This is a genomic window from Humibacter sp. (assembly GCF_051954055.1).
GTDB lineage: Bacteria > Actinomycetota > Actinomycetes > Actinomycetales > Microbacteriaceae > Humibacter.
On sequence record NZ_JBQCIE010000137.1, the window covers coordinates 18,179 to 28,914 of the forward strand.

The 10,736-nt window shown below is 69.3% G+C and carries 12 protein-coding genes; 6 read left to right on the top strand and 6 right to left on the bottom strand.

What is annotated here, in order from left to right; translation table 11 throughout:
- The first annotated feature begins 6 nt into the window (after nt 1-6).
- The 4 genes from ACTHNC_RS18010 to ispG all read left to right on the top strand — a co-directional run bounded on the left by ACTHNC_RS18010 (nt 7) and on the right by ispG (nt 3,967).
- Nucleotides 7-753, top strand: a complete 747-nt coding sequence (locus ACTHNC_RS18010) for a 3-hydroxybutyrate dehydrogenase (protein WP_440296007.1) — start codon at nt 7-9, stop codon at nt 751-753.
- Nucleotides 750-1,700, top strand: coding sequence for an alpha/beta fold hydrolase (locus tag ACTHNC_RS18015; RefSeq protein WP_440296008.1), 951 nt, complete (start codon nt 750-752; stop codon nt 1,698-1,700). The genes ACTHNC_RS18010 and ACTHNC_RS18015 overlap by 4 nt, the downstream gene beginning before the upstream one ends.
- On the top strand, nt 1,697-2,761 hold the full coding sequence (locus tag ACTHNC_RS18020) for an alpha/beta hydrolase (protein WP_440296009.1): 1,065 nt from the start codon (nt 1,697-1,699) through the stop codon (nt 2,759-2,761). Before ACTHNC_RS18015 ends, ACTHNC_RS18020 begins: the two co-directional genes overlap by 4 nt.
- Nucleotides 2,762-2,833: 72 nt before the next feature.
- Nucleotides 2,834-3,967, top strand: a complete 1,134-nt coding sequence (gene ispG, locus ACTHNC_RS18025; RefSeq protein ID WP_440296018.1) for a flavodoxin-dependent (E)-4-hydroxy-3-methylbut-2-enyl-diphosphate synthase — start codon at nt 2,834-2,836, stop codon at nt 3,965-3,967.
- Between the two features lie 45 nt (nt 3,968-4,012).
- Here the strand turns inward: ispG and ACTHNC_RS18030 are convergent, their stop codons facing one another.
- The 4 genes from ACTHNC_RS18030 to ACTHNC_RS18045 form a co-directional block, all read right to left on the bottom strand.
- Nucleotides 4,013-4,390: a type II toxin-antitoxin system death-on-curing family toxin gene (locus tag ACTHNC_RS18030; protein ID WP_440296010.1), complete on the bottom strand. Its 378-nt coding sequence runs from the start codon at nt 4,388-4,390 to the stop codon at nt 4,013-4,015.
- Complete coding sequence (locus tag ACTHNC_RS18035; protein WP_440296011.1) at nt 4,387-4,596, bottom strand: ribbon-helix-helix protein, CopG family; 210 nt, start codon at nt 4,594-4,596, stop codon at nt 4,387-4,389. Before ACTHNC_RS18035 ends, ACTHNC_RS18030 begins: the two co-directional genes overlap by 4 nt.
- Before the next feature lie 88 nt (nt 4,597-4,684).
- Nucleotides 4,685-5,329 carry a pyroglutamyl-peptidase I gene (gene pcp / locus ACTHNC_RS18040; RefSeq protein WP_440296012.1) on the bottom strand — a complete coding sequence of 215 codons (645 nt, stop codon included), beginning with the start codon at nt 5,327-5,329 and terminating at the stop codon, nt 4,685-4,687.
- Nucleotides 5,326-6,813: a ribonuclease catalytic domain-containing protein gene (locus ACTHNC_RS18045; protein ID WP_440296013.1), complete on the bottom strand. Its 1,488-nt coding sequence runs from the start codon at nt 6,811-6,813 to the stop codon at nt 5,326-5,328. Before ACTHNC_RS18045 ends, pcp begins: the two co-directional genes overlap by 4 nt.
- A gap of 23 nt (nt 6,814-6,836) precedes the next feature.
- On the opposite strand from ACTHNC_RS18045, the gene ACTHNC_RS18050 reads away from it, so the two are divergent.
- Together ACTHNC_RS18050 and ACTHNC_RS18055 are read left to right on the top strand one after the other, a co-directional pair.
- Nucleotides 6,837-8,612 (top strand): proline--tRNA ligase, encoded by a 1,776-nt coding sequence (locus ACTHNC_RS18050; protein ID WP_440296014.1) that lies wholly within the window; start codon nt 6,837-6,839, stop codon nt 8,610-8,612.
- 4 nt (nt 8,613-8,616) lie between these two features.
- Entirely contained in the window at nt 8,617-9,651 is a 1,035-nt protein-coding gene (locus ACTHNC_RS18055; RefSeq protein WP_440296015.1) for a TIGR00730 family Rossman fold protein, read from the top strand.
- A gap of 9 nt (nt 9,652-9,660) precedes the next feature.
- On the opposite strand, the gene ACTHNC_RS18060 is transcribed toward ACTHNC_RS18055, so the two are convergent.
- Together ACTHNC_RS18060 and ACTHNC_RS18065 are read right to left on the bottom strand one after the other, a co-directional pair.
- Complete coding sequence (locus ACTHNC_RS18060) at nt 9,661-10,302, bottom strand: response regulator (RefSeq protein ID WP_440296016.1); 642 nt, start codon at nt 10,300-10,302, stop codon at nt 9,661-9,663.
- Nucleotides 10,290-10,736 (bottom strand): sensor histidine kinase (locus tag ACTHNC_RS18065; RefSeq protein ID WP_440296017.1); only part of this gene is annotated, 447 nt, incomplete at its 5' end. The genes ACTHNC_RS18060 and ACTHNC_RS18065, both read right to left, overlap by 13 nt.

Below are 10,736 nucleotides of genomic sequence, written 5' to 3' on the forward strand. Positions count from 1 at the left end.
CGGACGATGACGGATCTCACCGGGCGCACGGCCCTGATCACCGGGGGAGCGAGCGGCATAGGACGCGCCTGCGCGCTCGCGTTCGCCTCGGCGGGCGCGAAGGTGACCATCGCGGATCTCGACGGTGAGGCCGCCCAGCGGGTCGCCGAGGAGACCGGCGGCACCGCGTGGCAGGTCGACCTCTCCGACCTGGATGCCCTGGCGCAGGCCCGCCCGGATGCGGACATCCTGATCAACAACGCGGGCATCCAGCACGTGCGCCCGATCGAGGAGTTCGAGCCGGAGCGATTCCAGTTGATCATCAGGCTCATGCTCGAGGCGCCGTTCCTGCTCATCAGGGCCGTGCTGCCCGGCATGTACGAACGCGGCTGGGGCCGCATCATCAACCTCTCCAGCGTGCACGGGCTTCGGGCGTCCGCGTACAAGTCCGCATATGTCGCCGCCAAGCACGGTCTCGAAGGGCTGTCGAAGGTGACCGCGCTCGAGGGCGGCCCGCACGGAGTGACGAGCAACTGCATCAATCCGGCGTACGTGAACACGCCGCTCGTGCAGAAGCAGATCTCCGACCAGGCGAAGGTGCACGGCATCGACGAGTCCGAGGTGGTGTCGAAGATCATGCTCACCGAGACCGCGATCAAGAGGCTCGTCGAACCCGAGGAGGTGGCCTCGCTCGCGCTCTGGCTGGCGGGCGACCACGCCGGCATGGTGACGGGTGCCAGCTACACGATGGACGGCGGATGGAGCGCACGATGACGTTCACGCCGTCTCACGCGCTCACCGAGTACTCCGCCTTCCGCGCGCCGGTGCCCGGTGGTGAGATGGCCGGCGGTGTGTGGCGACCGGATGCCGGCGGCCTGCCCGTTCTGGCCATCCACGGCATCACCGCCTCGCACCTCGAGTGGCCCCTCATCGCCGATCGTCTCGACGGCACCAGGGTTATCGCTCCCGACCTCCGCGGTCGCGGACGCAGCAACGGGCTTCCCGGGCCGTGGGGGATGCGCGACCACGCCGACGACATGGCCCGCCTGCTCGACCACTTCGGGGTCGACCGCGCGCTCGTTCTGGCTCACTCGATGGGCGGGTTCGTCGCTGTGCGCACCGCCGACCAGCATCCTGACCGGGTCGCCGGCCTCGTGCTGGTCGACGGCGGTCTCCCGCTGCCGTTCCAGGCGCCGCAGGGAGTCGCGCCCGAGGATCTCCCCGCGCTCCTCCTCGGGCCGGCGGGGGAACGGTTGAAGCGCATCTACCCGAGCCGCGAGTCGTACGCCCAGTTCTGGCGCGCGCATCCCGCGTTCACCGCGCACTGGAACGACGCTGTCGCCGATTACGTGGACTACGACCTCGACGAGGTCGACGGAGGCTTCCGACCGTCAAGCCGGTTCGAGGCGATCGCGACGAACATGATGCAGATGAGCGGAGACGACGGCTACCGCGAGGCGCTGGCATCCCTCCACGTGCCCGTCGATTTCCTCCGCGCACCGCGCGGGCTGCTGAACGAGACTCCAGGGCTCTACCCGGATGCCGTGCTGGCGGCGGCCCTCGAAGCGGCACCGGGCATCCAGGTGCACGACATCGATGACGTGAACCACTACACGATCGTCATGACGGACGGGGGTGCGAACCGGGTGGCGCCGATCGTGCGCCGATCGCTGGCGTCCGTCAGCGCACAGTACGCTCTCGACGAGGAGGACGCTCGATGAAGACGCTCTTGAAAGGGATCACCTCACGCACGGTGGGCACGGACCGGCTGCTCGCGAACGTGCTCGAACGCGAGGATGGCGGCGCGCGCGACACCGTGGTGTTCGTGCACGGCAATTGCTCGTCGTCGCTGTTCTTCCAGCCGGTCATGCAGTTGCTGCCCGACTCGATCCGGCCGATCGCCGTCGACCTGCGCGGCTTCGGAACCAGCGAGACGCTTCCGGTGGATGCGACCCGTGGCGTTCGCGACTACTCCGACGACGTCTGGTCGGTGGTCGACGAGCTCGGACTCGACCGGGTGCACCTCGTCGGGTGGAGCATGGGCGGCGGCGTCGTTCTGCAGCAGCTGCTCGACCGGCCGGACTCCGTGGCATCCGTCACCCTCATCTCACCTGTGTCTCCGTACGGGTTCGGAGGCACCGCGGCGGACGGCTCGCGGCTCACCGACGACGACGCGGGGGTCGGCGCCGGGGCGGCCAACCCCGACTTCGTGGCACGGCTGAAGGATGGCGACACCTCGGCCGACGAGGCGACCTCGCCGCGCTCGGTGTTCCGCTCCTCGTACGTCGCCTCCGGCTACCGCACCGACCTCGAAGACCTCTGGGTCGCCTCGATGCTCACCACTGCCGTCGGCGACGACAACTACCCGGGGGATTCCGTCGCCTCGCCGAACTGGCCGGGCATGGCGCCAGGCACCCGCGGCGTGCTGAACACGATGGCGCCGATGTACTTCGACGTGTCGAGCATCGTCGACCTCCCCGTCAAGCCGCCGGTGCTCTGGATCCACGGCCTCGACGACGCGATCGTGAGCGACGAGACGTTCTTCGACCTGGGCACCCTGGGCAAGGCCGGCGTTCTGCCCGGGTGGCCCGGGGAGAAGGTGGCACCGCCGCAGCCGATGGTCTCCCAGACGCGGGCCGTGCTCGAACGGTATGCGGATGCCGGTGGCAGCTACCAGGAGATCGCCCAGCCCGCATGCGGTCACTCCGCCCACATCGAGTATCCGGAGCTCGTGACGGATGCGATCGTCGAGCTCGTGGCAGGCACCGACCGGGTGGTCTGACGAAAGGGAACAGCCAGGTTGCTGTGTGCCTCGCGACCTAGACTGAGGCCCGTGCCAGCAGTGAATCTCGGTATGCCGAAGGTCCCCGAAGTGCTCCACCCCCGCCGCAAGTCGCGGCAGATCCGGGTGGGCAAGGTGCTCGTCGGTGGAGACGCCCCGATCAGCGTGCAGTCGATGACGACAACGCCCACCACGAACATCAACGCGACCCTGCAGCAGATCGCCGAACTCACGGCATCCGGATGCGACATCGTGCGCGTCGCCGTGCCGAGCCGCGACGATGCGGAGGCCCTGCCGATCATCGCGAAGAAGTCGCAGATCCCGGTGATCGCCGACATCCACTTCCAGCCGAACTACGTGTACGCGGCCATCGATGCCGGATGCGCCGCCGTACGCGTCAACCCCGGCAACATCCGCAAGTTCGACGACCAGGTCGGCGAGATCGCCCGGCGAGCGAAGGAGGCGGGCGTCTCGCTGCGCATCGGCGTGAACGCGGGATCGCTGGAACCGAGCATCCTGCAGAAGTACGGTAAGCCCACCGCGGAGGCGCTCGTCGAGTCGGCGGTGTGGGAGGCGAGCCTGTTCGAGGAGCACGACTTCCACGACTTCAAGATCTCGGTCAAGCACAACGACCCGATCGTCATGGTGAAGGCGTACCGCCTGCTCGCCGAGCGCGGCGACTGGCCGCTGCACCTCGGCGTCACGGAGGCCGGACCCGCGTTCCAGGGCACGATCAAGTCGGCGACCGCGTTCGGCATTCTGCTCGCCGAGGGCATCGGCGACACCATCAGGGTGTCGCTCTCCGCGCCGCCGGTCGAGGAGGTCAAGGTCGGCCTGCAGATCCTGCAGTCGCTGAACCTGCGCGAGCGCAAGCTCGAGATCGTCTCCTGTCCGTCGTGTGGACGCGCACAGGTGGATGTCTACACGCTCGCCGACAGCGTCACCGAGGGTCTGCAGGGCATGAGCGTTCCGTTGCGCGTCGCCGTGATGGGATGCGTCGTGAACGGCCCGGGTGAGGCACGGGAGGCGGACCTCGGCGTCGCCTCCGGCAACGGCAAGGGCCAGATCTTCGTCAAGGGCGAGGTGATCAAGACGGTGCCGGAGGCGGAGATCGTCGAGACACTCATCGCCGAGGCGAACCGCATCGCCGAGGAGATGGGCGCCGCCGCTCCGGTCGGCGAGCCGTCGGTCACCGTCGGGCACTGACCCGCTTTCCGCGGGCCCGGTAGCCGGCGTATCGAAACCAGTCCCTCATCGAACGGCGAGGTGCGCCTCGATCTCTGCTGCGATGTCTTCGACCGCATCGAGGTCTCCTGACGCCACTCGCTTGGTGAAGACGAACGCTTCGTCGTTCGTCATCGTCAGGCGATGCCCGTTCATCCAGAGAAACGAGTGCATTGCGCTCAGAGCCAGTCGCTTGTTGCCGTCGACGAGGGCATGGTTCTTCGCGATCGAGTGCATGAGCGCCGCGGCCTTCAAGGAGATCGTGGGATAGAGCTCGTCTCCGAAATAGCTCGCGCCCGGCCTCGCCAGCGCCGACTCCAGGAGGCCGAGATCGCGCACAGGAGGTTCGCCCGCCAGGATGATCGCCGCAACGTGAAGCACATCGTCCAGGTCGAGGTAGATCATTCCTCGTCGCCCAGCCGGCGCAATGCCTCTCCGTATTGCGTCACGGTGGCCTCGATCGCCCGATCCAGCAATTCCCGCTTGCTGGTCGTCTCGATGTAGCGACGTACGGCATCGCGTGCCACCTCCTGCATCGATCGACCTTCTCGTTGAGCGCGGGCACGCAGGGCGTCGGTCTCCTCATTGGTGAGCCGCAGTGTCATGGCCATGACCGTATGGTATCGCGCGTGATACCGGCCGCGGCAGGTGCTCGATCGTGGAGCGGCCGTCGCCGCTGAAGGCTGGGGACGGGAAGTCCTAGTGCAGCGTGCCGCCCACCGCATCGATGTCTCGCTCGGTGGCGAGCGTCGTGCGGATCGCGATCTCGAACGCCCGGGCCAGCTGCTCCAACGGCAGCTCGGGCTCCCCGTTCGGCGCCTGACCGGTCGCCCACGGAACGTGGATGAAGCCGGCCCTTCGACCCGAACGATGCGCCCACTCCGCCACGTGCACGAGCACGTGGTTGCACACGAACGAGCCGGCCGTGAGCGAGAGCCCGACGGGGATGCCCGCCGCCGCGATGTCCCGCACGATCGTCTTCACCGGCAGCGATGCGAAGACGGCCGCCGGCGCGCCGGGAAGCGACGGCAGGTCCACCGGCTGCTCTCCGTCGTTGTCGGGGATGCGGGCATCCATCAGGTTCACGCCGACGCGTTCCACCGACACTCGAGAGCGGCCGCCGGCGAGACCGGTGGCGATGACGACGTCGGGATCGTGTTCGTCGATCAGCTCGTTCAGCCGCCGAGCAGAGCCTGCGAACGTGACAGGCAGTATCTCGGAGACGAGCCGCACCCCGCTTCCGGTGCCGGGCCACCGCGAGGCGACCAGGTGTACCGCATCCCCGGACGGGTTGACGGCATCCGACCCGAACGGCTCGAAACCGGTCAGCAGAACCGTCGTCACGATGCCGCCCTTTCCTGCGTCGCCGGCTTCGTCTCGCGCTCCGGCGCTCTCACGGCCTCGTCGACCGGGACCAGCTGCACGCTGCCCGTCGCGATGTCCGCACCCTGCAGAAGCACCTCGATCGTGGTGCCGGCCCGCACTGTGTCGGAGACCCGGCAGGACGCGGTGACGATGGGCTCATTCAACTGCAGCCGTGCTCGTCCGTCGCGCACCTCGAGCACCCACGCCGTGAAGCGCGCGCCGATCCAGTCCCGCAGCATCGCGGCCTCGACCCGATCGATCGAGCCAGACGATAGGCGGGATGCCCGCTCCGTCGACGACTGCATGAGCCCTGGCACCGAGGGCAGGCTCTCCCGCACCCAGTCCGGAACGGGCCGGCCCGAGAACGCGGACTCGCAGACGACGAGGCCCCAGCGGTCCACGAGCCGGCGCAACGGGGCGGTCACGTGCGCGTAAGGGGATGCGACGGCGGCCTGCACGGGATCCGCTGGCGGCGTCCCGTCGAACGCGACGTAGCCCGCACCCCGGAACAGCGACGCGGCCGCCTGCAGCACCGCGAGCGTCTGCGGGTCGTCCCTGTCGAGCCCGCGCAGGTAGTCGCCGTAGGTCAGGCTCGACCGCCACGGCATCCCGAGGGCCACCGTGCGCAGGCGGAACGCGGTGACCGCGGCGTCGTCCGCTGCGGGCATCGTGCGCAGGATGCCCACGCCCGCCTCGAGCATGATGCGCGCCGCCGCCATGCCGGTGAGGAGCGAGAGCTGGGCGTTCCAATCCTCTAGAGGGAGGGGTCGCCGCCGCTCGACCCGGTACGTGCCGGAGGTATCCCGCACGATCTCCTCGTCGGGGAGATTGAGGCTCGCGCCGCCGCGCAGGCGTTCCTGCTCGAGGCGCGCCCTGCCCACCTCGGGAAGCAACGCGGCGGGCGAATCCGGGTCGTGCGCATCCAGAGCCGCCTGCGTCGAGACGTAGTCGAGCTGCACGCGCGAACGCACCAGAGCCCGCTCCACTCGGTGAGATGTCTCCGCTCCGGCATCGTCGAGGTCGAACGTCCACACGTACGCGGGCCTGTCCTGTCCGGGCAGCAGCGACGCCTTGCGTTCACCGATCACGGGAGGATGCAACGGCACGGCGCCGTCCGCGGCGTACAGCGTCTGCCCGCGCTTCCGTGCCTCGGCGTCCACGGCGCCGCCCGGCGCGACGAAGCCCGGCACGTCGGCAATGGCGTACCGCACGCGCCATCCTGAACCCAGCCGCTCCAGGTGGAACGCCTGGTCGAGATCCTTCGAGCCTGCTGGATCCAGTGTGGCGAAGGGGATGTCCCGCAGGTCGAGGTCGGGCGCTACGGCCGTCGCGGCGTCCGCCTCGGCCGTGACCTCCGGCGGGAAGCCCTGCGGCACATCCAGCTGCACGCGCAGCGCGGCGAGGGCCTCGGCAAGCTCGCTCTGCGCGGTCGAGGAGGTCAGGCGGGCGCGGCGGAGGGGCACGAGACCAACCCTAGACTTGAGGCGTGGTCACCCGTCTCTCGAACTTCTTCCTCCGAACGCTCCGCGAAGACCCCGCCGACGCCGAGGTCGCCAGCCACAAGCTGCTCGTGCGCGCCGGTTACATCCGGCGCCAGGCGGCCGGCATCTTCGCTTGGCTGCCGCTCGGGCTGCGGGTGAAGGCCAAGATCGAGCAGATCATCCGGGAGGAGATGACGGCGGCGGGAGCACAGGAGGTGCACTTCCCCGCACTGATGCCGCGTGAGGCATATGAGGCCACCGGGCGCTGGGAGGAGTACGGCGACCTGCTGTTCCGGCTGCAGGACCGCAAGGGCGGCGACTACCTGCTCGCTCCGACGCACGAGGAGGCGTTCACCCTGCTCGTGAAAGACCTCTATTCGTCATACAAGGATCTTCCGTTCACGATCTACCAGATCCAGGACAAGTACCGCGACGAGGCACGCCCCCGCGCCGGCCTGCTGCGCGGCCGCGAGTTCACGATGAAGGATGCCTACTCCTTCGACTACACGGATGCCGGCCTCGACGCCTCCTACGAGGCGCAGCGGTCCGCGTACGAGCGCATCTTCACCAGGCTCGGCCTCTCCTACGTGATCGTGCAGGCGGATGCCGGTGCGATGGGCGGATCCCGCAGCGAGGAGTTCCTGCACCCCACGCCCGTCGGCGAGGACACCTTCGTGCAGTCGCCAGGCGGATACGCGGCGAACGTCGAGGCGTTCACCACGCTCGCGCCCCCGGCCCGCTCGTACGAGAAGCTCACGCCGCAGGAGGTCGTCGACACCCCCAACACGCCCACGATCGAGTCGCTCGTCGCGATCGCGAACGAGAAGCACCCGCGTCCGGACGGCCGGGCGTGGACGGCGGCCGACACCCTGAAGAACGTGGTGCTCGCGCTCGACCACCTCGACGGGTCCCGCGAGGTCGTCGTGGTGGGCCTACCTGGCAACCGCGAGGTCGACATGAAGCGCGCCGAGGTCGCGTTCGCCCCCGCCGAGGTGGAGCCTGCGACGGAAGCGGACTTCGCGAAGCATCCGGGACTCGTCAAGGGCTACATCGGCCCGTGGTCGCCCGAGGGTGCCGTGCTGGGCGAGGAGTCGCACACCCGGATCCGCTACTTCGTCGACCCGCGCGTCGTCGACGGCACGGGCTGGGTCACCGGTGCGAACATCGACGGCAAGCACGTGCTCGGCCTCGTGGCCGGCCGGGACTTCTCCTGGGACGGCAACGTGGAGGTCGCCGAGGTGCTGCCGGGAGACCCGGCGCCGGATGGTTCCGGTGCAGTTGAGCTGGCACGCGGCATGGAGATCGGGCACGTGTTCCAGCTCGGCCGCAAGTACGCAGAGGCGCTCGGACTGAAGGTGCTCGACGAGAACGGCAAGCTCGTGACCGTGACGATGGGGTCATACGGGATCGGTGTCACGCGCATTCTGGCGATCATCGCCGAGGAGAACAACGACGACAAGGGGCTCATCTGGCCCGAGTCGGTCGCACCGTTCGACGTGCACGTCGTCGCGACGGGCAAGGACGAGGCGGTGTACGAGGTCGCAGACGGCGTTGTGGCCGTCCTCGAGGCGTCGGGGCTGGACGTGCTCTACGACGACCGGCCCAAGGTCTCACCCGGCGTGAAGTTCGGCGACGCCGAGTTGATCGGCGTGCCACGCATCGTGATCGTCGGACGCGACGCCGCCGACGGCATCGTGGAGCTGTGGGACCGCCGAACGGGGGACCGTAGCAAGGTCGCGGTCGCCGACGTGCCGGCCGCGCTCGCTGGGAATGCCGCCTGAGGCCATGCCCGACAACGCCATCGACGCGCTCCCGCCGGCCATCGCCGACGAGCTTCGAGCGGCGGCCGCAGCCGCGGGCATCCAGGAGGATGACGATCTCGTGCTGCGCATCCTGGCCACGGGCATCGGGCTCGGCATGGACGAGCCAGGCCGTCTCGACCTCAAGATCGTCTCGGCCTCACTGGAGGAGATGCGAGCAGCGTTCCGCCTGTTCGCGCCCTACGTGGATGTGCCCAAGGTGACGATCTTCGGGTCGGCGCGCACGCGCCAGCAGGACGCGCTCTACCGCCAGACCACCGAGGTCGCCTCTGCTCTCGCCGAACGGGGATGGATGGCCGTCACCGGCGCGGGCCCCGGCATCATGCAGGCCGCCGTGGAGGGCGCCGGGCCCGGGCGTTCGATCGGTGTGTCGATCCGGCTGCCGTTCGAGGAGCATCCGGACGAGGCGGTGCAGGACGAGCCGAACGTCGTCACCATGAAGTACTTCTTCACCCGCAAGCTCATGCTGGTGAAGGAGTCGCGCGGCTTCATCTGCCTGCCCGGCGGTTTCGGCACACTCGACGAGATGTTCGAGCTCCTGACACTGCAGCAGACCGGCAAAGCGGAGCCCGTGCCGATCGTGCTGCTGGATGCCCCTGGCGGCACGTTCTGGGCCGCGCTGAAGCGCTTCGTCGACGAGCAGCTGATCCCCACCGGAGTCATCTCGCCCGACGACTTCGACCGGGTGCTCGTCACCGACTCGGTGGATGCCGCAGTGGCGGAGATCACCGGATTCTGGCGCAACTACGACTCGCTGCGCTGGGTCGGGCGACGGCTCGTGCTGAGGCTCAAGAAGGAGCCGACGGAGGCCGAGGTGGCCTCCCTCAACGAGCGGTTCGGCGACCTCGCCCCCGACGGCGGCATCGCACGCACCGCACCACTGCGCGCCGAGCGCGCCGATGCGGACCGCCTCGACCTGCCCCGCCTGGTGCTGCGGCTCGACCAGCGCCGCGTCGGTGACCTGTTCCGTCTGATCCGCGCAGTGAACACCCTCCACTGACGCCCCAGGTCAGACGGTCTGCGCCTCCAGATAGGCGAGGATGGCGCGCACCCGGCGGTTGCCGTCCGGCGAGTCGTCGAGCGAGAGCTTGCCGAACACGGAGCCGATGTGCGTCTCCACCGTGCGCTCGGAGAGGAACAGACGAGCGCCGATCGCCGCATTCGACCAGCCCTCCGCCATCAGCCGCAGCACGTCGAGCTCGCGCGGCGTCAGCGCGTCGAGCACGGATGCGGCGCGCGCCGCCCCGAGGAGCCGGGTCACGACATCCGGGTCGAGGGCGGTGCCGCCCGCGGCTACCCGCTCGAGGGAGGCGAGGAACTCGTCGACGTCGAGCACGCGGTCCTTGAGCAGGTAGCCGATGGCGCCCGAGGTGACCAGCTCCACCGTGCGACGGGTCTCGATGTGCTGCGAGAGCAGCATCACGGGCGTCGGCGGATCCCACGCCCGGATCTCCAGCGCCGCGGCGATTCCCTCGTCGTCGTGCGGCATGCGGATGTCGAGCACCGCGACATCCGGACCATGTGCGCGCACCTGCGCAACCGCGGACGGTCCGGTCGCTGCACGCCCGACCACCTCGTGCCCCGCCGACTGCAGCAGCGCCGCCATTCCTTCCCGGAACAGTGCGGAGTCCTCGCCGATCACGACCCGCACGGCAGGCTCGCCTCCACCGTCGTTCCGGTCTCCGCGGACGAGTGCAGGGAGAGTCGGCCGCCCAGCGCGGAGACCCGGTCGGAGAGGCCCGTCAGTCCGCCCGCGGTGCCCACGGCGGCTCCGCCGCGGCCGTCGTCCGACACGCGCACGAGCAGTTCGTCGTTCTCGTGCCGCACGACCACTCGGATGCTGGATGCCTCGGCGTGCCGCAGCGCGTTGGCGACCGCCTCGTTCACTACGAAGTACGCGGTGGTGGCGACGGCATCCGGCAGCTCCCCGGCGCGCACGTCGAGCTCGATCGTCTGCGGCGAGAGTCGCTCCAGCTCGGACAGGGCCGCCGCGAGCCCGTCGTCGAGCGCGCTCGGTCGAACGCCGTGCGCCAGCTGTCGCAGCTCGGCTACGGCGGCGCCGAGCTGCGCGACGGCCTCGTCGAG

Bases quoted from the DNA above. Each gene is read 5' to 3' on its own strand.
- ACTHNC_RS18010 (WP_440296007.1), top strand. From the start codon at position 7: ATGACGGATCTCACCGGGCGCACGGCCCTGATCACCGGGGGAGCGAGC.
- ACTHNC_RS18015 (WP_440296008.1), top strand. From the start codon at position 750: ATGACGTTCACGCCGTCTCACGCGCTCACCGAGTACTCCGCCTTCCGC.
- ACTHNC_RS18020 (WP_440296009.1), top strand. From the start codon at position 1,697: ATGAAGACGCTCTTGAAAGGGATCACCTCACGCACGGTGGGCACGGAC.
- ispG (WP_440296018.1), top strand. From the start codon at position 2,834: ATGCCGAAGGTCCCCGAAGTGCTCCACCCCCGCCGCAAGTCGCGGCAG.
- ACTHNC_RS18030 (WP_440296010.1), bottom strand. From the start codon at position 4,390: ATGATCTACCTCGACCTGGACGATGTGCTTCACGTTGCGGCGATCATC.
- ACTHNC_RS18035 (WP_440296011.1), bottom strand. From the start codon at position 4,596: ATGGCCATGACACTGCGGCTCACCAATGAGGAGACCGACGCCCTGCGT.
- ACTHNC_RS18055 (WP_440296015.1), top strand. From the start codon at position 8,617: ATGCCCGACAACGCCATCGACGCGCTCCCGCCGGCCATCGCCGACGAG.